Here is a 23,037-nt window from a genome sequence, read left to right as displayed (position 1 = left end):
TGTTAGTCCTCCTCAACGCGGCTGGCGACACTATTTTTGCCCCAACGCCTGATGATTGCATTCATGATGAGTACGGATGCGTAGGTGATAATAATCAAGATGGTGGCAAAGGCGCAGGCAATGCCATACTGACCCTTACCGGCAAACTCGTTAATCTGAACAGTAATCATCAAAATCTTGGGCGAAACCAACAGAATAACTGCTGAAATTGCAGTAATCGAGCGGACAAACGTGGTTACAAAGCCCGAGAGGAACGAGTCTTTAATAAGTGGCAACGTCACCGTCTTAAATACGGTGAAACTGTCAGCGCCCATATCGTAGGCACTTTCCTCAACAGACTTATCAATCTGCCGTAAAGCCGAGATACCTGAACGCGTACCCGTCGGCAAAGATCTCACCACAAAAACGATAATAAGAATGGCAGCAGAGTTATAGATGCTCTGCAAAAAACCTGTACCAAAAACGCCGCCGACAAAGCCACGAATATAACCAACGCCCAAGACAGTACCAGGCACAGCCATGGCCAGCATAGAAACAAATTCAATAAAGCCCTTGCCATAGAAGTTTCTCTTGACCACAAGATAAGAAATAATCATCGAGAACAAGGCTGTAATTGGACTAGCAATGAGTGAAAGTAGGAACGAATCTTTGAACGCCTCAAGACCATGATACTTATTAAATACCATGTCAAACCAGCGCAGAGTGAGCGAATAATCACGACCCCAGGTCTTGAAGAGCGCACCCAGAGGCACGCAGGCATACATCACCACAACAAATACCGCAATGACACCGCAGATAATAGCGAGCGGCAGTCGCACTGAACTATCAGTGATAGACATACGTGCACGACTGGCTTTACCGCTGAGGGTCGCCGTGCTCTTGGCCTCAAGTACATACTTTTGCACAAGGAACATCACGAGCGTAATACAAAGCAAAACCACTGCCATTGCAGAGGCACCCTGCTTGTCATAGGCACCCGTAATCTGCAGATAGATAGTAGTTGCTAGCGTATCGTAGGAGCCACCGATAATCATCGGGTTTGCAAAGTCAGCAATCGACTCAATAAACGTCACTAAAAATGCATTGCCCAAACCAGGCAAAATCAGCGGCAAAGTCACTGAGGTAAAGACTTTCCAACGAGAAGCTCCCATATCACGGGCGGCTTCCTCAAGAGAAGGATCGATGTTGCGCAGCAAACCACGCAACATCATGTAGCACACGGGGAAGAAGGTCAAAGTCTGTACCGCTAGAATGCCCCAAAAACCGTAGACATTGTTGTCGTAAATACCCAAAATTTGGCGAGTTATCAGGCCTGACTTGCCAAAGAGCAAAATGATAGACAGAGACAACACAAAGGGAGGCGAGACAACAGGCAGCATGGAGACCACCTTGAAAAGTCCCGTCAAAAACTTTGTCTTGAGTTCAACATACTCCTCGACATAAGCAAATAGCAAACCAACCAGTGCCGACAGGATTCCAACGACAAAACCTACCTTCAACGTATTTGAGATTGCATGATTGAAGGACGGCATATTAAAAATACGTTGGAAGACCTCAAGGGACAAGCCTTTATTGGTAATAATGGAGTCCACCAGCAGTATCGCAAGCGGGTACAGGATGAACAGCGCAAGCAGGGCAATAAGCACCACAATGGTGGTTACCATGACAGGGTCGCCAAAAAATTTTGCCCTATCAAGTGCAGCGCCTTGCTTTGTCTTAGCCTTTGCCATGAGGCAATCTACCTCCCATCGGCAGTTAGGGCCAAGCGGGTATATGCCCACTTGGCCCTAAAAATCAAAACTCAAAAAAACAATCAACGGGCCTTATTCGGTCTTAAAGCGATCGTCGCCGCCGCCTAGGGCCTGCATAAGGTCGTTCTTGTACTTCTCGCTGTTCTGCTTTGCATCCTCAAAGTCATACTTCATGACATTGTCGGGATCAAGGCCGTACTCTGTGGCAACCTTGGGCTGCTCAACATCGTCAATAACAAGGAACTGATAAGAACCATTGCTCTGGGCAAGGCCGACGCACTCAGGGCTCAAGGCATACTCAAGCCAAAGCTTTGCCGCATTGGGATGAGCGCACCCTGCAAACATTGCCGTAGCGCCGATCTCATAGGATGCGCCAGAGCTGGGAACCTGCAGACCAATATTGTCATAGCCGTTATCAACAATCTGGTAAATAGCATCGTGAAGCATGCCAATACCAATGGTGCACTCTGCAGTACCCACCGATTTGGAAGGCCCAGAACCAGATTTGGTGTACTGAGCGATATTCTTATCAAGTTTCTTTAGGAACTCGATACCAGCTTCCTCGGAGCCCTTCTTTTGAATCATGGTATTCAAGAAAAGCAAGGCCGTACCAGAGGTGTTGTAGTTGGCCATCCAGACAAGACCCTTGTACTTCTCATCAAGCAGGTCATCGTAGTCCTTGGGAGCATCGAGCTTCAGGCGCTCAAGTTCCTCTTTGTTGTACATGATGCCCAAGATGCCTTTGTAGATGCCATACCAGTCATTCTCGGTGGATTTATAGGACTCATCAATAAGGTGTTTGGCATTTTCTGGATCATATTTCTCAAGCAGACCCTTGGAGGAAGCAACATTGTAAGGATCAGTCGTGCCACCAAACCAAACATCACCAGAAGGCTTGCCCTTTTCCTCCTCAATCTTTGCCTCTACCTCTTCGGTAGACAGGCGCTGATAGGAAGTCTCAATGCCATAAAGCTCCTGGAAGTGGTTGCAGACAGCCGCGCCATAGTCTTCCTCACAGGAAACGTAGACAACGAGGGAGCCTTCCTTCTTGGCTGCATCAATCAGCTCGGCGCTCGCACCAACAGGATCTTTTTTGGAGCTACCAGCAGAACCAGCATTGCCACCGTTGTTTTTGCCGCCACAAGCTGCTAGGCCTAAAGCAATGCCCATGCCAGCTGTAGTAGCGAGAAAGCCTTTGCGCGTTACGTTACTCATAAGCTTTTCCTTTCCTGTATCACTTGCTCCTACCTTTTGCTGGCAGGAAATGGTGACACGCTTGTTCCAGAAAATCTAGAACCCAACATAGCTATTCTCAACCGAAAATATATATATAACAGAGGAAATAGGTGTTCTAAGGCATATACTCGGCAAACGGTCCGCATAAAATTTATTTTTGTTGTTTAGACCATGCGTTCAGGATGAAAGACCTCATCAAAACGCTCTGCCGTCAAAAACCCCAATTCTGTGCAAGCTTCGCGCAAGCTTGTGCCCTCAAAATATGCTTTTTTTGCTACCTGAGCTGCATTTTCGTAGCCAATTTCAGGAGAGAGCGCGGTTACGAGCATAAGAGACCGAGAGAGATTATCTGCCATTTTGTCGATATGAGGCTTGATACCTGCTACACAGCGCTGCTCAAAAGAATTCATCACGTCGGCAAGCAAGCGGAGAGATTGCAGATAGTTATAGGCAATGACAGGCATAAAAACATTGAGCTCAAAATTACCCTGACTAGCTGCGATACCGATTGTAGCATCGTTACCCATAACCTGTACGGCAACCATCGTCACTGCTTCGCATTGGGTGGGATTAACTTTACCTGGCATGATTGAACTGCCAGGCTCATTTGCGGGAATAGAAATCTCGCCCAAGCCCAAACGTGGACCTGAGGCAAGCCAGCGTATATCGTTGGCGATTTTCATGAGATTGGCTGCAAGCGCTTTAAGTGCTCCATGCGAAAAAACCAACGCATCTTTAGCAGAAAGTGCCCTAAATTTATTTGGGTCAGTAACAAAAGCATGTCCCGTAAGACCCGCTAGTTGTGTTGCTACACATTTAGCAAAACCCGCAGGTGCATTCAATCCTGTACCCACCGCAGTTCCACCCAAAGCAAGGCGCAAAAGTCCGCCCAAGCTTGCCAAAATTTCTTCCTTTGCACCCTCAAGCAGACCACGCCATCCTGAGATTTCCTGCCAAAACCCTATAGGCACTGCATCTTGCAGATGAGTGCGACCACACTTCATCACGCCCCGATTTTCTTTTTCAAGACGAGCTAACGTAGAAATAAGACCATCAAGAGCAGGGAGTAGCTGTTCTTGCAGCGCGCAGACTGCCGCAACATGCATAGCGGTCGGATAGGTATCGTTACTCGATTGCGACATATTGACCGTATCATTAGGGTGAATAGGCTGATCAAGGACGATGTTTTGCTCGACAGCAAGTTGATTTGCTCGGGTGGCGAGTACCTCATTCATATTCATATTGGATTGGGTACCCGATCCTGTCTGCCACACCACCAAAGGGAACTGCTCGTCCCATTTACCTGCAAGCACCTCATCAGCTGCCTGGCAAATGAGCTGGCAGCAGGTCTGATTAAGACTTCCAAGTTCAGCATTAGCAAGAGCAGCAGCTTTTTTGACCAGCGCAAAAGCACGAATGATTTCGATAGGCATACGTTCGGTGCCAATGGGAAAATTATTATGACTACGCTGAGTCTGCGCACCCCAAAGTGCATCGATGGGTACTAGCATTTCACCCATAGAATCATGCTCAACGCGCATTTCGTCACTCATGCCCATGCTTGCTCCCCTCGCCATGCTTCGATGAGTCGAGTGTAACAGCGCTCGCTCAATAGGGTTATGGGATACCTGTAGGGTAGCTTGTCAGCTAACAAACTAGCTCAAGCGAGTGCCTGCAGGAACATCAAAGTCAGGAATTGCCAGCGCAGGTGGGCGTAGACCATCGTCGTAACCTAAGTCCAGCAAAAGACCTTCTGACATCTCTCCTGCCATTTTGTGCGGCGCCATATTCACAACAAAGAGACACTTTTTGCCTACAACACTTTGAGGATCACGGTTCTCATCTTTAAAAGCAGAGAGAATCTGGCGCGTAAAATCACCAAAATCAGCGGTAATCTTTACGAGCTTTTTGGACTGAGCCACATCCTCAACCGAGGTAATGAGGCCAACACGGATATCAAGCTTATCAAAATCGTCATAGCTAATTTCTGGTTTAACAGGCTCACTCATAGAGACTCTTTTCTTCCGGTACCCAATCTTGCGACTCACTCAACTAAAACTCAGCATTACCTACCGTACGAGGATGAGGCAACACGTCGCGAATATTATCGACACCCGTGAGATACATCACGAGGCGCTCAAAGCCCAAACCATAACCCGCATGGTGACAACCACCGTAACGCCGCAGATCAAGGTAATACTTATATTGGTCGGGATTCATACCCAGCTCCTTGATGCGGGATTCAAGAATATCAAGGCGCTCCTCACGCTGAGAACCACCGATGATCTCGCCAATACCTGGCACCAAACAATCCGCTGCAGCAACCGTCTTGCCATCATCATTCAGGCGCATATAAAAGGCTTTAATCTCACGCGGGTAATCAGTCACAAACGTCGGTCGCTTAAAATACTTCTCGGTCAAATAGCGCTCGTGTTCGGTCTGCAGGTCAATGCCCCACTCAACAGGGTATTCAAACTGAGTACCCTCAGAGGCAGCCTTCGTCAAAATCTCTACCGCCTCGGTATAGCTTACGCGCGCAAAGTCAGAACTTGCCACATGTTCCAGACGCTCGCGTAGGCCCTTGTCAACGAACTTGTTAAACATCTCAATCTCATCAGGGCAATGGTCAAGTACGTAGCGAATAACATACTTGAGCATATCCTCAGAATTTTGCATCTCGTCAGCAAGATCTGCAAAAGCCATCTCAGGCTCAATCATCCAAAACTCTGCTGCATGGCGACGAGTGTTGGAATTCTCTGCGCGGAAAGTTGGGCCAAAGGTGTAGATGTCACCAAAAGACAGGGCAAAGTTCTCACCCTGAATCTGGCCAGACACGGTGAGATTTACCGCTTTACCAAAGAAGTCTTGGCTCCAATCAACGCTGCCATCCTCTAGGAGCGGTGGGTTAGCTACGTCAAGTGTTGTCACACGGAACATCTCGCCGGCGCCCTCAGCATCACTTGCAGTAATGATGGGTGTATTCACATAAACAAAGCCATGCTCCTGGAAAAAGCGGTGAATTGCATAGGCCGCTACACTACGCACGCGAAAAATCGCACGAAATAAATTGGTGCGACTGCGCAGATGCTGCTGGGTACGCAAAAATTCCTTGGGCTGACGTTGCTTTTGCAAAGGATAATCATCAGCACAGGCACCTTCAACAATAATCTCACGTGCCTGCAACTCAAAAGGCTGAGGACGGTCGGGAGTCAGCTCAAGCTTACCGTGCACAATAAGTGCGGTACCCGTTCCACACGCAGCAATTTCGTCATAGTTGACCAGGCCATCACGCTGCATAACCAGCTGCAGATCCTTAAAGCAGCTGCCATCATTAAGCACGACAAAGCCATAATTTTTCATATCGCGAATGGAACGAACCCAACCGGCGACGGTAATATCATGTCCACCAAACTCATCTTTATCAGCAAATAGCTGTGCAATCTTAGTACGATTCACATTTTCCTCCCTGGCATGCAGCGCACATATCCGCGCTGAGCATTAACTTTCCTAGCGTATCGCAAATAGCCTCCTTATGACAGCTAGGAGTCCAAGTTAGTCTGCACTATCTGCTAACTCGCGCTATCCTGCAAATAAACGACATGGAAAGAGGAGTGCATGACAAGCTTTACCGTCAAGAACTTCTCACTTTCTGCGATCGCAGAAAGTGGACAGGTGTTCACATGGCATCCAATCCAAAAGGCAGACGCCACAAGCTACCTCATCGCATCGGGCCACCAGCAATGCGTAGCACAGCAGACGGGTAAGACGTTGTCGTTAAGCCGTCCTGACGGTAGTGAACTTTCTGCGAGAGAAGCAAACTATTGGCACCACTACCTTGCGCTCGATGATAACTATGCCCTCATGCAAACAGAACTTATTGCCTCGGGGCTTCTCAAACAAGAAGTGCTCGAGACACAGCAGGGCATACGTGTGCTTTATCAAAACTGGTGGGATGTGGCTGTGAGCTTTGTTATCAGTCAAAACTCCTCTATCACGCGCATCCAACACACTATGGACTTACTGATGAAGCAGGGTAATCCCATTGGCTGCGTTCCAACAGCATCTCGTCTCTTAGAAATTCTGGGCGATGAAACACTTTGTGCGGCGCTTAAACTTGGTTATCGAAAGCCCTATCTCGAGTCTTTGGCAACACAGGTGGTGAGAGGCTGGCAGCCATTGTCGCTTAGTCGCCCTTATGCAGCACTTTCTACGCAAATGGCTGAGTTTCAAACTCTTCGAGGTATCGGTCCCAAAGTCGCAAGCTGCATCTGCCTTTATGGCCTCGGTTATCTAGAAGCAGTGCCTCGCGATACCTGGATAAAGAAGGCCGAACGAGACTATGGTTTTGTGTGGCATGAGCGTCTTGGTGGTGTACAGCAGCAGTTTGTTTTTGCTTGGATGCGCGAGCACGCAAAACGTTAAGAGCCTAGCAAAACAGTTCTACCATCAGGAAACAAGACTTAAGAAGGTAAACTGATGGTAGAACCATTGGTCAATGCTACAAAATAAGGTCCTAGCTACTATGCAAATGCAGGCTATGCACCTTGCACTTGGCAGCTACGCATGGTGGCAAGGGCTGCCTCATGCGCTGCGGGCGTAACGCCAGCGCAGCAACTTGGATCAACCGATATCGTTACCTCAGGCAATGCCGCCTTGGCAAGCAAAGCATTAGAGACAACACAAATATCTGTGCACAAACCAATAAACTCGACTTCAATATGCTCACCAGAAAGCGCAAGTTCACGGGTATCTTCTTCTACCAGCGCCTGAGTCAAAGCCATCGACCCAAAGCTTGGCTTGTCAAAAATACGTGTTGTGGGGCTCAAAACTGCAGCCACCTGCGGACAAATTTGCCAACCTTTGCTGTCCTTGATGCAATGCTCCACGGGCAAATGAGCGCCTTCCTGAGTCTGAAGATAGTCAACAGAATGTGTATCCCTTGTGGCCCACACGCAATCAGCGGGATACGTCGCAATCTTTTTGACTACTGCAGGAACAATCGCCTGAGCCTCAGGTGTTCCCAAAGCGCCATCAACAAAGTCATTTTGCATATCTACCACAACAAGGATTTTCTTCATCGTTCCCCCAGCCACGACGTCTACGACAAAAAGATGCACGAACCAAAAAGTCCGTACATCTAGTGTTCCATAAATAACTAGCCGCGACAACCATATGCCTATCGCCTCCTAATCCGTAGATATCGCGGGCATGACTGCGTATGAAATTCAAAACGCTAAAATAAGGCGCGAACGCTTTTGGCGGAGTACCTAAACATAAAAAGGAGTTCAAATGAAATACTTCGGCACTGATGGTTTCCGCGGCAAGGCAAACGAAGGTCTCACAGTTGAGCATGCATTCAAGATTGGCCGCTATATTGGCTGGTATTACGGTCTACGCACAGGCCGTAAAGCACGTATTGTAGTGGGCAAGGACACTCGACGCTCCAGTTATATGTTTGAGTATGCCATCGCGTCTGGTTTGGTGGCGAGCGGCGCTGACGGTTATCTACTGCATGTCACGCCCACCCCTTCTGTGAGCTATGTTGTTATTGATGGTGGTTTTGACTGCGGCATCATGATTACCGCTAGCCACAACCCCTATCAGGACAATGGCATCAAGCTGGTCAATCGTGATGGCTTCAAGATGGAGCCCGAAATCCTCGAGAAAGTTGAGGAATACATCGATGGAAAGATTGAGGTTCCTCTGGCTACCGGCGATGCTATCGGCCGCACTATCGACCATGAAGCAGGCCGCGAGCGCTATCTCAACCATCTGGTTGCTACCGCAAACTTCCGTCTTGATGGCATGAAAATTGGCCTAGACTGCGCAAATGGCGCAAGCTGGACTGTTGCCGAGCGCGTCTTTACCACCCTTGGAGCCGAGGTACATGTCATCAATGACACACCTAATGGCTTTAATATCAATGTCAATTGTGGCTCCACACATATCTCTACCCTGCAAGATCATGTCCGTGGCAACCTGCTGGACTGTGGTTTTGCCTTTGATGGCGATGCTGACCGCTGCATTGCCGTAGACGAGCGTGGCGAAGTTGTAGATGGCGACCTAACGCTGTTCCTCTGCGGTAAATACCTCGATGAGCTAGGTAAACTCCCCGACCACATGGTTGTTGCTACCGTAATGAGTAATCTGGGCTTTTTCAAAGCTTGTGAGGCCAACGGTCTTAAGACGACTCAAACTGCAGTCGGTGATAAGTACGTCCATGCCTGCATGCGCGAGAATGGCTACAAACTGGGTGGCGAACAATCTGGTCACGTCATTTTCTCTGACTATGAGGTGACCGGCGACGGCATCATGACCGCCCTGCGTATCCTTGAGGTAATGGTCAAAAAGAACAAGCCACTCTCCGAACTCACTGCCCCTGTAACGATTTTCCCACAAGCACTGGTCAATGTTGCTGTCTCTGACAAAGAACATGCTCTTAATCACGATAGCGTTAAGACCGCAATTGCTGGAGTAGAAGCAAAACTTAACGGTAACGGCCGCTTGCTCGTACGCCCCTCAGGTACCGAACAGCTTGTCCGTGTCATGGCCGAAGCTCCCACCCAACGGGAGTGCGAAGAGGCAGTTGCCCCTGTAGTCGAGGCACTAAAGGCTCTAGACTAACCATAGAGAGAGTTAGCAGCATCTCAGCAGAAATATGGATCTGCTTACAGCTCCTACCTACACCCCAAGCTATCCCAACCTCAGATTGGGATAGCTTTTTGTTGCATGCCATGTGGCAGAAGCCACACTTCATTTCACACCAAGTGCCAAACGCCACATTCCGTTTCATGTCACTTCAAGCCAAGTGCCAAACGCCACATTCCGTTTCATGTCAGGTGCCAAACGCCACGTTCTACTTCACTTTTTTAGCCAAAAGCCACGTTTCATTTCACGCGAAAAAAATCTATCTGCGGAAACGTCAGGACCGTTGAAACAGAATGTGGCTTTTGACATTTTTTCTGAAACACAACGTGGCTTTTGGCAAGCAGCGCAGTAAATGCAGCTAAAGAAACTCCGCTGCAAGATGAGCTCGCAACGGAGTAAAAGAGCAACTTATATGAGAGTCATTTAGCTCAGGCGCAATGCACGGGTTGCATTAAGCACACAAAGAATCATAACGCCTACATCTCCAAAGACTGCGAGCCACATAGGAGCCAAACCCACCGCAGCCAGCGTCAGAATCACTAGTTTAATAGCCAAGGCAAAGAAAATATTTTGACGAGCAATACGCATGGTGCCGCGAGCAATACGAATGGCAACAGCAATCTGTGAGGGTCTATCGTCCATCAGCACGACGTCCGCTGCCTCAATAGCAGCATCTGATCCAAGTGCACCCATCGCGATACCCACATCTGCACGCGCCAAAACGGGAGCATCATTAATGCCATCACCAACAAAGGCAAGTTTGCCACCAGTCTTTTCAGTAGCAAGCAGATGCTCAACTTGTTTGACCTTATCACCAGGAAGAAGTTCTGCATGGTATTCGTCAACACCGACTTTGTCAGCAACTTCAGCCGCGGTCTGTTGGCGGTCTCCGCTGAGCATGACCGTTTTTGTAACTCCGGCTTCCCTCATTGCCAGAATTGACTTGGCAGCATCAGTTTTGATCTCATCGGCAATAACAATATGGCCAGCATAAACACCATCAATTGCAACATGGATAACCGTACCTGCAGCACCTACATGTTCACAACGATAAAAATGCGCGCCTTCTGCTTTCATAAGGCGCTCGTTGCCCACAGCAACTCGTCTGCCATCAACCGTAGCAACAATACCTTGACCAGCAATTTCATGAGCAGTGCTTACGCTGCAATCATCATCTGTTTCTGGATAAGCCTGACGCAAAGCAAGTGCAATGGGATGGGTTGAAAAACTCTCAACATGGGCCGCAAGATGCAACAGGCGGCGCTCATCTTCATCGCAAGCATCAAGACCAGCATAGCCACGACCATTGCTATATTCTCCCGCCTCAACGCAGGCAATATCATGCACGGCAGTCACCTCGAAGGAGCCACGAGTCAGGGTGCCTGTTTTGTCAAAAGCAACAGTATCAACTGCGGCAAGAGCCTCAAGATAATTGCCTCCCTTAATCAAAATGCCCTGACGCGAGGCTCCACCCAAACCCCCAAAGAAAGATAAGGGTACAGACACCATCAAGGCGCAGGGGCAACTCACAACCAAGAAGGTCAAAGCACGTAGTGCCCATGTGGGAAAGGCGGCAGCAAAGTCAGCAGACAGCAGTGGTGGCAAAAAGGCAAGCACCAACGCAGCAAATACTACAAGAGGAGTGTAGTAATGAGAAAAACGTGTGATAAAGCGTTCAGAGCGAGACTTGCGCTCGCGGGCACCTTCAACCAAATCCAAAATACGACTAGCTGTGGATTCGCCAGCACTGCTTGTTACGCGTACGCGCAAGGTGCCCGATTGGTTAACACACCCTGAAATTGCTTCATCGCCTACACCAATAGCTCGGGGAAGACTCTCACCCGTAAGAGCAACTGTATCTAAACTTGAATTACCCTCAACAACAATACCGTCCAAAGGTATACGCTCGCCAGGGCGAATAATAATAAGCTCGCCGAGCGCCACCTCTGCAGGATCCACGCTCACAACATTACCAGCACGCTCAACATTGGCAATATCAGGGCGGATGTCCATAAGCTCTGCGATGGAATCACGGCTCTTATCCACTGCAGCATCTTGGATGAGTTCGCCGACCTGATAAAAAAGCATGACGAAGACAGCCTCGGCAAATTCGGGCGCACCACCAGGCAAAAAACCAATTGAAAAGGCACCCAGCGTTGATACGGCCATCAACAAATTCTCGTCAAACGGATCATGATCGCAAATCCCTTGCCAAGCCGCTGCCAACACATCATAGCCTGCGACTACATAGGGCACAGCAAATATCACAAGGCGAACCCACATCGAGGGTTCAAACGTCCGCTCAACACCCACACAAATGAGCAAGAGAATAGCGGCAGCAATGATACGGATGAGCTGGGCTTTAGGATTTTCCTCATCCTCATTGCGAGCTTGACTCAAATCACCACAGCAACATCCATGGCTATGGCCTTTTGTGTCATGGCAGTGCTCATGATTATGACTACTATTACCTGAGTCAGTATGCACATGGCTGTGGTCATGTTTTTCATGGCAATGACAATCGTGGCTGTGCTCGTGCTGCTCCTCATGGCAATGACACTGCTTTTCTTCCTTGCAGCCACCACCTTGCTGCTCTTTAATCTCACTCATCTGATACTCCTAAACAATATATGAGCATATATTCATATCTTCTGCTAAAGCATAGCGCTCTACTTTCCTCCTGTCTAGTAAAAAAGTAAAGCGCTACAGAATTCCTTCTACCAAGCAAAGCAAAGTGAAGTTCTACTCCCCGGCCACTGCTGTTTTGTTTATTTTTGTGGGAACACTGGCTTCTACCATCGTTTTAGGTCGCCGACGTAGACGTCCGTAAATGGTAAACAAAATGATGCCAATAACCGCAGCAACCACGATGGCGCCACCCGGCCGGACATCGTAATAATACGAAAAACTCAAGCCACAGAATGTATAAATCACGCCTAAAACCACCGACAAAATGCAGGTCTGCTTGTAACTACGGCTAACAAGCAAAGCGGTCGCTACTGGCAGTGTGACCAAAGACACTACCAACAGTGCGCCCACAACCTTGCACGCGAGGCCAATTGTAATCGCAGAAAGCAAGGTGAAAATACCGTTGACTACACCAACTTTGACACCTGCTAGTCGCGCCAAGGTTACATCTACCGCCAAATCCAACAGAGCCGCATAACAAATAATGCTTACAGCTACAACGACAACAAACACTACTGCTGTCCAAACCAAATCAATTAAAGTCACCGAAGCAATCGAGCCAAAAAGATAGGATTCAAAAGTATTACCACCTGGAGCTAAATCCGCCAAAATGACAGCCAAGCCCAACCCAGCACTCATGATGACTGCAACAGACATGTCCCCAAAATGCGGCAAGCGCACACGAACGGCCTCAATCATAAAAGCCGCCGCTACACAGCTTGCTACCGCACCGAGTACGGGATCAAAGCCGCCCATCAGGCCAATACCCACACCCAACAAAGACACATGGGACAACGCATCGCTTACCATCGAAGTCTTGCGGTTAATCATCACAATGCCAATCAGGGGCAATGCGACGGCCAACATCACGCCCGCAAGCAAAGTGCGACGCATAAAATCAAACTCAAGCATGGGTAATCCTCCCATCTACAATTCGCCAAGTCGCATCCAGCTTCATATGCGCCGACACAAGCTCTAACTCATGTGATACCAAAAGCGTGCTAATACCTCGTTCTGCTCGTACGCGATCTAACAGCTCAAGGAAGCAGATCTTGCTTTCGCTATCCACACCTGCTGTAGGCTCATCAAGCACAAGGAGTTTGGGGTCGTTGATAAGCGCGCGCGTAATCATGACACGCTGTTGTAATCCACCCGAAAGTTCGTTAAAAGGCACGCGCACATAAGCCGCTAGTCCCATATCAGCCAAAGCCTGCTCAGCTCGCTCAAACTGACGTTTGCGCGGTATTTTGATAAAACCAAAGTCGCCATAAAGACCTAGCGATACCATTTCGCGGCAAGTTGTAGGAAATGCCACCTTGTCCATAACATTTGCTTGGGGTACATACGCAATACAACGAGGATTGCTCATATGTGATGCAGGTTCACCAAAAACTAAAATCTTACCCTTGCGCGGCTTCAGCTCACCCAAAATCAGTTTGAGCAGGGTCGACTTGCCCGAGCCATTCTCGCCTGTAATACAACAAGACGTACCTTCGGCAACGCTCAGGGATATTTTTTTCAACACTGGCTCTGCTGTATAACCAAAGCTCAGATCGCATACTTCAACGGCATTCATCCGGCCTCCTAAACCAAGGACTGATAGATAGCTTCGAGATTCGAACGCATGATTTCGACATAACCGTGCAACTCAGCGCCCTGCTCTTCACTCACATATTCCATCGAAGCCAGAGGAACGGCACGTCCTCCAATTTCACCTGCAACTGCATCTGCTCCCTTAGACGATGCCCCAAGCTCATAAAACACCGTATTAACGTCATGACTGCGACAGAATTCCACTGCTTTTCGCACGGTTTTTAGGGCTGGAGCCTCGGTGGATGTGAGTCCCTGAAGAGGAAAATGTCTGATACCCAAGTCACGACAGAGATAGGCATAAGCATTATGTGTGACTACAAACTCGCGACGCTTTAGATCTGCAAATTTATCCTGATATTCCGCATCAAGTTCAGTCAGACGTGACACCACATCGACCTTGTTTTTTCTGAAGCCACGTTCTCCATCAGGGAACTGTTTGCTCAAACAGTCACAAATGAGATTACAGTAGTGCTTTGCATTATTGAGCGAAAGCCATGAGTGCGGATCAAACGTGATCTTGTCATGTCCTGAAGAAGCACCTTCTACAACCTGTTTTACAGGAATCTCATCGCCATTTTCTTTGGTAACCAAACGATAGGAAAGCAAGTCTTCTGATGCGCGATCAGAAACTAAGAGCCAATCTTTGCCTTTGGGCAGCGTAAAGCCGATATAGCCACTCTCATGTCCCATTTCAAGTGCATACACTTCGTTTGCTTGAACATCTATGATGGAGTGCTGGACAACAACTTTGCCCTGCTTGTTCATAACCTCACGGCCAAGTTTGATGAGTTCTTTTTCGGAGGTATCTGCCGATGCCTGGATAAACGCAACACGCATGATGTCTTGGTGAGTATGACCAAATTCAAAGCCATAGGTACCCGGCCTGACTTCAAGTCGCGCCATATACTGAAACTCACCCATTGCAGCAGCACCTTTATAGGTAATCAAATCAACGCTATCCGAGAGCCTGAGCATGGGGAGCGCTGGAATGTTGTCACGCACTTGGTCGACCCAATGCTCCATATTGGCGCCATTGATAATGAGCAAATTAGCTACTGAAAGGTCACGCAAAGCCTTGGGAGTTGGTTCCCACAGATGAGGATCTTTGTTCGCAGGCATAAACGAGCGTATCTCTACCGCATCTCCTGCCACCTCGCGCGCAAGATCATACACGGGAAAAAATGATGCGTAAGCCAAGGGACTCCCAGCAGGTACATGCGGTGTTTTTTTACATGCAACAAGCGATGCCCCCATAAGAGGTAACAAACACGCCCTGGTACACATATTCAGAAAGTCTCTTCTTGTGTAGTGCATAAAAACTCCTTGCAAAATCTTTTCTCACGCAAAATGCAGCCAAAGAGAGCAAAGAGGCTGCCAAAAGCTGGGGGTTTCGGCAGCCAACGCAGGCTCTGTATGCGCGTTACTCCTTGATTTCGCCCTTAACCTGCTCAAGTGTGGTATTGGGCTTAACAAAGGTGGGATACCAATCGCCAGCAGCCATCAACTCATCGGCATTCTTGCCATAGCGCATATGGAAGTGAACCATTTCTTCTTCACCATGCACGGGCATCATCAGTAGTACGGGATATTCTGCCTGAGGATCGCTTGCCTCAAAAATATCCCACTCTAACTGGTGCCCACCATGCTCAACTTTGCGAGCTTCCTTAAAGTGATATTCAGCATGGGTAAGTTCCTTACCACCCTTATCCTCAAAGCCATCAAGGAATGTAACGGTATCGCCTTCGATCTTAAGACCATCAAAGTCAGCCTTTACCTTGGCAGAGAAGTCCTTCTTTACCTCATCGGCAGACTTCTTATCGCGCTCACCCACTTCCTTAAAGGTGCTATCGAGCTCGGGATTGCTTAGGTAAGCAGAAAAACCATTCCAACTGCCTGCCCAATCAGAAAGACTAACGGTCTGGGTAGCACTCTGCGAGCTACTTGCACTGCCAGCGGAGGAACCAGCAGATCCAGCAGGCGTTGGAGTATTGTTGTCAGCACAACCGGTTAGTACAAGAGTTGCTGCTAGAGCAAAAGAAATGCCCGAAGCTGCAAGAGTTGTCATCCTATTCATTATCTATCTCCACTTTCTATCCTTATCCTAAAGATAACCATGGTTAACTTTTACTAGGGTATTTCTTATTTTACATTTGTCAACCTTAGCTAACTTAAATCTTCGACTTCAGTATTGACACGATAAACTGTGATTGGTTCTAACGTGCGAGCATAGGTAGAACCCCATATTTATCCACGCGCATGAGACTTGTGTATTAACTATCTGCTACCCAGGAAGCATCATTTCATACGTCACTACCACCGCAAAGAAACTCTTTCGCAACCTCTAAAATTGTAAAAACATCAAAACATGAATTTGTCTTTTACAAAACAGCTGCTGGATGCTTTATCAAACAATTAATTTGTCACAAAACGGTGTTTTGCATGCTGGAGCTGCGATTTCCGGTCACAATACAGTGTTTTTTCCCTCACCTAGCAGGTCAGCTCTGCTTGCCAAAACTCGTCCCCTTTTCGTCCTCCACCAAGTCACAAATCATAGAGTGGCTTTTGATGCTGACCTACTTCTTGTCTCGCGCATAAAAACGCGTGCAACAGGGTTGATGACCCGTACAAAAATGCCGCCCCAGCAATGGAGCGGCACCAAAATCACTTAGCAGAAAAGCAGAGTCTAGTCCCTTGTAAGCTTGCGATGCAGGCGATGAGGTCGCGCAGCATCCGGGCCTAGACGGCGTATGCGATCTGCTTGATAGTCTTCGAAGTTGCCTTCGAACCAATGCCAGGCACCAGGATTTTCGTCAGTACCTTCCCATGCCAAAATATGCGTGGCAACACGGTCCATAAACCAACGGTCATGGCTAGTAATCACAGCACAGCCAGGGAAGGCAAGCAAAGCTTCTTCCAAGCTCTCAAGCGTCTCAGTATCTAAGTCGTTAGTAGGCTCATCGAGTAACAGCAGGTTGCCACCCTGTCGTAAGGTCAAAGCAAGATTGAGCCTATTTCGCTCGCCCCCAGACAAAACACCTGCACGTTTTTGCTGGTCGGTGCCCTTAAAACCAAAAGCAGAAACATAGGCACGGCTGGGAATTTCCTGATCGCCGACAACTATATAATCATTACCATCCGATACAACTTCCCAAACAGTTTTTTCGGCATCAAGGCCAGCGCGTCCCTGATCGACATAGGAAAGCTTTACCGTCTCCCCCAACTCCAACAAGCCAGACGTTGGCTGCTCCTGGCCCACTATCATTTTGAAGAGTGTCGACTTACCTACACCGTTGGGGCCAATCACACCAACAATACCATTGCGTGGCAACGTAAAGCTCAACTCATCAATGAGCACGCGCTCACCAAAGGCCTTATGCAGATGCTCAACCTCAAGCACCTTGTTACCCAAACGAGGACCCACGGGAATCTGGATATCTGTAAAGTCAGTCTTTTTGGTCTGGCGTGCCTCCGCCTCCATTTGCTCATACGCGGCAAGACGAGCACGGCTTTTTGCTTGGCGTGCTTTCTGAGAGCTGCGCACCCACTCCAACTCAGACTTCATCTTTTTGGCGCGACGAGCATTTTGCTTGGACTCCATCTCAAGGCGGGCTGCTTTGGTCTCTAAATAGGTGGAGTAATTACCCTTATAGGGATACAACGTTCCGCGGTCAACCTCGCAAATCCATTCGGCAACGTTATCCAAGAAATAGCGGTCATGTGTAACTGCCAGCACTGCACCAGGGTAATTCTTGAGGAACTGCTCAAGCCAAAGTACCGACTCAGCATCCAGATGGTTGGTTGGCTCGTCTAGCAGCAGCAAATCAGGCGCCTCCAGCAAGAGCTTGCATAACGCCACACGACGACGCTCGCCACCCGACAGGTGGTCAACCTGCTCATCTGGATCAGGACACTGCAGAGCATCCATCGCCTGCGTCAGCTGGCTATCCAGATCCCAGCCATTTGCCGCATCAATCTCAGTTTGTAGCTCACCCATCTCGCTCATCAGAGCATCAAAATCAGCATCAGGCTCGCCCATTTCCTCACCGATTTTGTTGAAGCGCTCAATCTTGGCAAGCAAATCGCCAAAAGCCATCTCGATGTTTTCTTTAACCGTTTTGGAATCATCCAAAGGTGGTTCCTGCTGTAGCATACCTACGCTATAGCCTGGTGCCATTCTTGCTTCACCTGCGGAAATATCTTCCATGCCTGCCATGATTTTGAGCAGGGTCGACTTACCCATACCATTAGGACCGACAACGCCAATCTTGGCGCCAGGGAAAAAGCCCATCGTCACATCATCAAGAATGACTTTGCCCTCAAAAGCTTTGCGAACCTTGTACATCTGGTAGACAAACTCTGCCATATCTCTCCTCATATCCTGCTTTGCATACTACAAGACAGTCTCACGTTGCTTTACTTCTTAATCGATAATAACAGGCAAAACAGCTTACTTTCATCCTCACTACTCCGTTCACCGTGTCTCCGCCACCCCAAAGCGATTGCTAGTGATAAAACACGAAATCACTTGTTAGTATGGCGACAAGTACCTACAGGTACGACAAATGAATACTCTCGGAAGACACGAACGGAAGAGACCGTGACTCACACGGAGCCGAAGGGGCGGCAATAACTCTCAGGCAAAAGGACCGTTCGCCGACGAAACCTTGGAAAGGTCATCTGACCACCGAAGAAGCAATCCATTTATTTGGAGAATCTTTCAGGTCAAAGACAAGGGCACAGAGCTGAAGTTTTGCTCTGTTCGTAAAACATGACTCTACCGTTTCGCGCTGGAAGCCACAAAGTCTCGAGGGAGTAGCTATGAAAAAAACACCCCTGTACGACATCCATGTAAAAGAAGGTGGAAAAATCGTCCCCTTTGCTGGCTACCTGCTGCCAGTACAGTACCCCACCGGCATTCGCACAGAGCATGAAGCCGTACGTACACATTGCGGTCTTTTTGATGTATCTCATATGGGCGAAGTACGTTTTTCAGGTCCTGGTGCTCTTGCTACCATCAATCATTTACTTACCAACGACTACAGCAAAATGAAGATAGGCAAATGTCGTTACGGCATTATGTGTAATGAGCAGGGCGGTTGCATCGATGACCTTATCGTCTATAAGTTTGCCGACGATGACTATTTTGTTGTTATCAACGCCGATAATCATGACAAAGATATTGCTCACATGCAGGCAAACTTACTGCCTGATACGCAATTTGAAGACCTATCAAGCAGTACTGCCCAACTTGCACTACAGGGACCTTTGGCGCAAACCATTATCGAAAAACTAACTGATCCCCAAACGCTACCCCAAGGCTATTACAGTTTTTGTCCTCATGTTCTCGTGGGTGACATTGACTGCCTGGTGTCAAGCACAGGCTATACCGGTGAAAAGGGTTTTGAGCTGTACTGTGCAAACGATCAGGTCACAAAACTCTGGCAGCTCTTCCGCGAAGCAGGCAAAGACGAAGGGCTTATTCCCTGTGGTTTGGGTGCTCGAGATACTCTGCGCCTTGAAGCAGCGATGCCACTTTATGGGCATGAAATGGATGAGCAAACCACACCGCTAGAAGCAGGTCTGAACTTTGGCGTCAAACTCAACAAAGACGACTTCATCGGACGCGATGCTTTGCTTTCCAAAGGCGATCCTCAGGTCATTCGCGTGGGTCTTATTGCAACAGAACGTGGCATTCTACGCGAACATCAAAACCTCTACATTGGCGATGAACTTATTGGCCACACAACTTCTGGCACGTTTGCACCTCATCTTAAGCAGTCAATTGCTATGGCAAAGGTCGATGTTGCTCATGCCGCAGTGGGCACTCAGGCAGAAGCCGATGTCCGTGGCAGGCGCTTAGCTGTGCGTATCGTAGAACTTCCTTTTTACAAGCGCGACTAATTTGCACTTCTTAGCACTAAGCGGACTTAAAAAGTCCGAATAACTAAAAGCAGTAAGAAAGGATTGCATGATGGCAGAGGTCAAAGAAGAACTTGAGTACACCACCTCCCATGAGTGGGTCGAGAAAAATGGCGATATCTATGCAATAGGTCTGACTGACTTTGCGCAAGATTCCCTTGGCGACATCGTATTTGTCAACCTTCCCGAAGAAGGCGATACCATCACTGCTGGCGAACCTTTTGCTGATATCGAGTCTGTCAAAGCAGTATCCGATGTATTTAGCCCGCTCACAGGCACCGTTGCTGCAGTCAACGAGGAACTTGCTGATGCTCCTGAGCTGGTAAATGAGGATCCTTATGGCAGTTGGCTCATCAAAGTTGAAGATGTCAGTGATATAGAAGAGCTGCTTGATGCCAAAGCTTACATGAAACATTGCGCCAACGAGGAGGCATAAACCATGGGAGTCTACGTCCCATCAACTGCAGCAGAGCAAAAAGAGCTGCTCTCAACCGTAGGCCTCAACTCCTTAGATGAACTCTATCAAGTAGTCCCCAAAGAAGCGCTGGTATCCAAACTCGAGCTCCCTGTAGGGAAAAGCGAATTAGAAGTTGTTGATACTCTCAGCAAGCTTGCCAATAAAAATCAGCGTTTTCAGAGCATCTTTCGCGGCGCTGGCGCCTACCGCCACTACATCCCTGCAATCGTGCAGAGCGTTACGAGCAAGGAGGAATTCCGCACGGCTTACACGCCTTATCAAGCAGAAATAAGTCAAGGTGTGCTCCAGTCAATCTTTGAGTACCAGACACAGATTTGCGAACTCACAGGCATGGAGGTTTCCAACGCATCTATGTATGACGGGGCAAGCGCTGCTGCAGAAGCAGTGTTGATGTGCCAAGAGCGCAAACGCCAAGACGTTATTATTTCTGCTACGGTCGACCCGCAAACCATCGCTGTCGTCAAGACGTATTGTGCAAGCCGCAAAGTTCCCGTACACGTGGTAGCTGCAGATAAGTGTGCAACTGACATCGCTGCACTTGAAAGCACTATGAATGCTGGCACAGCCGCTGTGCTGGTACAAAGTCCTAACTACTATGGTGTGATTGAAGATATTGATGCAATTGTTGCCGCAACACACAGCAATGGCGCCAAGCTTGTTATGAGCTTTAATCCTATTTCCTTGGGCTTACTCAAAACTCCTGGTGAGTATGGAGTTGATATAGCCGTAGGCGAAGGGCAAGCTCTTGGTATGCCGCTAAGCTTTGGCGGTCCTTATCTGGGTTTGATGACATGCACAAAAAAGCTCATGCGCAAGATGCCTGGCCGCATTGTAGGCGAGACCTCTGATGCGAAGGGACGTCGCGCTTTTGTATTGACGCTCCAAGCACGCGAGCAGCATATTCGCCGTGAAAAAGCCTCGTCTAATGTTTGCTCTAATGAAGCACTGTGCGCTATGACAGCTTCGGTTTATCTCGCAGCGATGGGCCCCAAAGGCATCTATCAAGTCGCACAAAGCTGTACTGCTCATGCACATTACCTGCAAAGGTGCCTTGAAGAAATCCCTGGGTTTAGCTTACGTGACACGCGTCCTTTCTTCCATGAGTTCCTTACCAACTGTCCCTTCGATGCAGAACAAATTGTAGCCAAGCTGAGCGAGAGGGGAATCCTTGCCGGTCTTCCTGTTGCCGGGGGTTTGCTCTGGTGCTGTACCGAACTCAACAACCGCGAGCAAATCGACCTACTCATTGCTGCTCTTAAGGAGGTGAGCGGTGTATGAAACTCCTCTTTGAGCGTAGTGTTTCGGGGCGTCATTGCGAGCTTCTACCCGCACTAGACGTAGCTGAGGTTCACTTTGATGCCGCACAGTTACGCACACAGGCACCAAGGCTTCCCGAGCTCTCCGAAGTCGATATAGCTCGCCATTACACCGAGCTTATGAAGCAGACCCATGGTGTCAATGATGGTTTTTATCCCCTGGGATCTTGCACCATGAAATACAATCCCAGCGTCAATGAAGTCCTTGCCAGCATGCCAAATTTTGCTGACATCCATCCTTTGCAGCCTCTGTCAACGGTGCAGGGCTGCCTTGAGCTGCTTTATAACATCGATCACACCCTTCGCGAAGTGTGTGGCATGGATGCGACCACCTTACAGCCGGCAGCAGGTGCCCATGGCGAGCTTACGGGACTGCTGCTCATCCGTGCTTGGCTCCTTGATCATGGTAAAGCCGAACGTGATGAAATTATCGTTCCTGATACTGCGCATGGCACCAATCCCGCCTCGGCAAGTATGGCTGGTTTTCAGGTAATTTCGGTAGCTTCTAACGATGAAGGCGGAGTCGACCTCGATGCACTCAAGGCAGCCGTAGGTCCCCACACCGCGGGGCTGATGCTCACCAATCCCAATACCCTCGGGCTTTTTGATCGCAATATTCTTGAGATTACCCGCATCATCCACGAAGCGGGAGGCCTTTGCTATTACGACGGTGCAAATCTCAACGCAATTATGGGACGCGTCCGCCCAGGCGATATGGGGTTTGATTGCACCCATCTCAACCTGCACAAGACCTTCTCGACACCTCATGGCGGAGGTGGCCCAGGTGCGGGTCCTGTACTTTGCAAAGCAGAACTTGCACCTTATTTGCCAGGACCTCTTATCACCAAAACTGATGCTGGCTTTAGCTTTGAGACGCCCTCAAAAAGTGTTGGGAGGGTACGTAGCTTCTATGGGAATTTCCTTGTAGTTCTGCGTGCATATGCCTACATCTTGTCACTTGGCGCAGACGGCATGAGACAGAGCTCCGCCAATGCAGTTTTGAATGCAAACTATCTACTTGCAGCGCTACGTAAGGATTTTACTATCCCCTTCCCTGATTCTTGTATGCACGAATTTGTGATGGATATAGGGCCTCTCAAGGATGAATGCGGCGTGTCTGCAATGGATGTTGCCAAGCGTATGCTTGATTTTGGTATTCATCCACCCACTATGTATTTCCCGCTTATCGTGCACGAGTCACTCATGGTAGAGCCTACCGAAACTGAGGGCAAAGAAACTCTTGATGAGTTTATCGGCATCCTCAAGACTATTTTGACCGAGGCGCGCCACGATGGGACACGTCTGCACGATGCGCCCTTTAGCTGTCCTATAGGACGACCGGATGAGGTGGGTGCTGCACGTAAACCACACCTACGCTATGACTTTGATGTTGAGTAACTAAGAAACG

At 48.7% G+C, this 23,037-nt stretch carries 19 protein-coding genes and 2 riboswitches; of the genes, 7 read left to right on the top strand and 12 right to left on the bottom strand.

All coding sequences use genetic code 11. The annotated features are described in order from the left end of the window. Nucleotides 1-2 precede the first annotated feature (2 nt). The 5 genes from BN4314_RS05870 to asnS all read right to left on the bottom strand — a co-directional run bounded on the left by BN4314_RS05870 (nucleotide 3) and on the right by asnS (nucleotide 6,443). Nucleotides 3-1,730, bottom strand: a complete 1,728-nt coding sequence (locus BN4314_RS05870; protein WP_021735596.1) for an ABC transporter permease — start codon at nucleotides 1,728-1,730, stop codon at nucleotides 3-5. Between the two features lie 93 nt (nucleotides 1,731-1,823). Then, nucleotides 1,824-2,966 (bottom strand): ABC transporter substrate-binding protein, encoded by a 1,143-nt coding sequence (locus tag BN4314_RS05865; protein ID WP_035098469.1) that lies wholly within the window; start codon nucleotides 2,964-2,966, stop codon nucleotides 1,824-1,826. A 185-nt stretch (nucleotides 2,967-3,151) separates the two neighbouring features. Continuing rightward, nucleotides 3,152-4,540, bottom strand: coding sequence for a class II fumarate hydratase (gene fumC, locus BN4314_RS05860; protein WP_068540854.1), 1,389 nt, complete (start codon nucleotides 4,538-4,540; stop codon nucleotides 3,152-3,154). Nucleotides 4,541-4,642: 102 nt separating this feature from the next. Next, nucleotides 4,643-4,996, bottom strand: coding sequence for a methionine--tRNA ligase subunit beta (locus tag BN4314_RS05855; protein ID WP_021735635.1), 354 nt, complete (start codon nucleotides 4,994-4,996; stop codon nucleotides 4,643-4,645). 43 nt (nucleotides 4,997-5,039) lie between these two features. Continuing rightward, nucleotides 5,040-6,443 (bottom strand): asparagine--tRNA ligase, encoded by a 1,404-nt coding sequence (gene asnS, locus BN4314_RS05850; RefSeq protein WP_021735638.1) that lies wholly within the window; start codon nucleotides 6,441-6,443, stop codon nucleotides 5,040-5,042. Between the two features lie 159 nt (nucleotides 6,444-6,602). Between asnS and BN4314_RS05845 the strand changes: the two genes are divergently transcribed. Further along, the gene (locus tag BN4314_RS05845) at nucleotides 6,603-7,409 is read left to right on the top strand and encodes a DNA glycosylase (protein ID WP_021735642.1); all 807 of its coding nucleotides are present in this window, start codon (nucleotides 6,603-6,605) and stop codon (nucleotides 7,407-7,409) included. A gap of 113 nt (nucleotides 7,410-7,522) precedes the next feature. Here the strand turns inward: BN4314_RS05845 and BN4314_RS05840 are convergent, their stop codons facing one another. Next, nucleotides 7,523-8,065 carry a cysteine hydrolase family protein gene (locus BN4314_RS05840; RefSeq protein WP_068540262.1) on the bottom strand — a complete coding sequence of 181 codons (543 nt, stop codon included), beginning with the start codon at nucleotides 8,063-8,065 and terminating at the stop codon, nucleotides 7,523-7,525. 211 nt (nucleotides 8,066-8,276) lie between these two features. On the opposite strand from BN4314_RS05840, the gene glmM reads away from it, so the two are divergent. Together glmM and BN4314_RS08115 are read left to right on the top strand one after the other, a co-directional pair. Next, nucleotides 8,277-9,611 carry a phosphoglucosamine mutase gene (gene glmM, locus BN4314_RS05835; RefSeq protein ID WP_068540261.1) on the top strand — a complete coding sequence of 445 codons (1,335 nt, stop codon included), beginning with the start codon at nucleotides 8,277-8,279 and terminating at the stop codon, nucleotides 9,609-9,611. Between the two features lie 112 nt (nucleotides 9,612-9,723). Continuing rightward, nucleotides 9,724-9,987, top strand: coding sequence for a hypothetical protein (locus BN4314_RS08115; RefSeq protein ID WP_148424869.1), 264 nt, complete (start codon nucleotides 9,724-9,726; stop codon nucleotides 9,985-9,987). 71 nt (nucleotides 9,988-10,058) lie between these two features. Here the strand turns inward: BN4314_RS08115 and BN4314_RS05830 are convergent, their stop codons facing one another. From BN4314_RS05830 to ettA, 6 genes are all read right to left on the bottom strand, one after another. Then, on the bottom strand, nucleotides 10,059-12,245 hold the full coding sequence (locus BN4314_RS05830; RefSeq protein ID WP_082911187.1) for a heavy metal translocating P-type ATPase: 2,187 nt from the start codon (nucleotides 12,243-12,245) through the stop codon (nucleotides 10,059-10,061). 132 nt (nucleotides 12,246-12,377) lie between these two features. Next, the gene (locus tag BN4314_RS05825; protein WP_051333108.1) at nucleotides 12,378-13,235 is read right to left on the bottom strand and encodes a metal ABC transporter permease; all 858 of its coding nucleotides are present in this window, start codon (nucleotides 13,233-13,235) and stop codon (nucleotides 12,378-12,380) included. Beyond that, nucleotides 13,228-13,899, bottom strand: a complete 672-nt coding sequence (locus BN4314_RS05820; RefSeq protein ID WP_021735652.1) for a metal ABC transporter ATP-binding protein — start codon at nucleotides 13,897-13,899, stop codon at nucleotides 13,228-13,230. Before BN4314_RS05820 ends, BN4314_RS05825 begins: the two co-directional genes overlap by 8 nt. An 8-nt stretch (nucleotides 13,900-13,907) precedes the next feature. After that, on the bottom strand, nucleotides 13,908-15,113 hold the full coding sequence (locus BN4314_RS05815) for a metal ABC transporter solute-binding protein, Zn/Mn family (protein WP_021735664.1): 1,206 nt from the start codon (nucleotides 15,111-15,113) through the stop codon (nucleotides 13,908-13,910). A gap of 223 nt (nucleotides 15,114-15,336) precedes the next feature. After that, a complete protein-coding gene (locus tag BN4314_RS05810) occupies nucleotides 15,337-15,990 on the bottom strand; it encodes a ZinT/AdcA family metal-binding protein (protein ID WP_068540260.1) in 654 nt (217 codons plus the stop codon). 609 nt (nucleotides 15,991-16,599) lie between these two features. Then, nucleotides 16,600-18,279, bottom strand: coding sequence for an energy-dependent translational throttle protein EttA (ettA, locus tag BN4314_RS05800; protein WP_021735589.1), 1,680 nt, complete (start codon nucleotides 18,277-18,279; stop codon nucleotides 16,600-16,602). Between the two features lie 213 nt (nucleotides 18,280-18,492). Next, nucleotides 18,493-18,575, top strand: a riboswitch (glycine riboswitch). 3 nt (nucleotides 18,576-18,578) lie between these two features. Next, a riboswitch (glycine riboswitch) is annotated at nucleotides 18,579-18,650 on the top strand. 84 nt (nucleotides 18,651-18,734) lie between these two features. Here ettA and gcvT point away from each other — a divergent pair. From gcvT to gcvPB, 4 genes are all read left to right on the top strand, one after another. After that, nucleotides 18,735-19,817 carry a glycine cleavage system aminomethyltransferase GcvT gene (gene gcvT / locus BN4314_RS05795; protein WP_068540258.1) on the top strand — a complete coding sequence of 361 codons (1,083 nt, stop codon included), beginning with the start codon at nucleotides 18,735-18,737 and terminating at the stop codon, nucleotides 19,815-19,817. Nucleotides 19,818-19,887: 70 nt separating this feature from the next. Continuing rightward, nucleotides 19,888-20,271, top strand: coding sequence for a glycine cleavage system protein GcvH (gene gcvH / locus BN4314_RS05790; RefSeq protein ID WP_035098475.1), 384 nt, complete (start codon nucleotides 19,888-19,890; stop codon nucleotides 20,269-20,271). A gap of 3 nt (nucleotides 20,272-20,274) precedes the next feature. Then, complete coding sequence (gcvPA, locus tag BN4314_RS05785) at nucleotides 20,275-21,591, top strand: aminomethyl-transferring glycine dehydrogenase subunit GcvPA (RefSeq protein WP_068540257.1); 1,317 nt, start codon at nucleotides 20,275-20,277, stop codon at nucleotides 21,589-21,591. After that, nucleotides 21,588-23,027, top strand: coding sequence for an aminomethyl-transferring glycine dehydrogenase subunit GcvPB (gene gcvPB / locus BN4314_RS05780; protein WP_068540256.1), 1,440 nt, complete (start codon nucleotides 21,588-21,590; stop codon nucleotides 23,025-23,027). Before gcvPA ends, gcvPB begins: the two co-directional genes overlap by 4 nt. Nucleotides 23,028-23,037: the final 10 nt, after the last annotated feature.

The organism is Olegusella massiliensis (assembly GCF_900078545.1).
In the GTDB taxonomy this organism is placed as follows: Bacteria; Actinomycetota; Coriobacteriia; order Coriobacteriales; family Atopobiaceae; genus Olegusella; species Olegusella massiliensis.
This window is presented reverse-complemented; position numbering and strand designations above follow the sequence as displayed.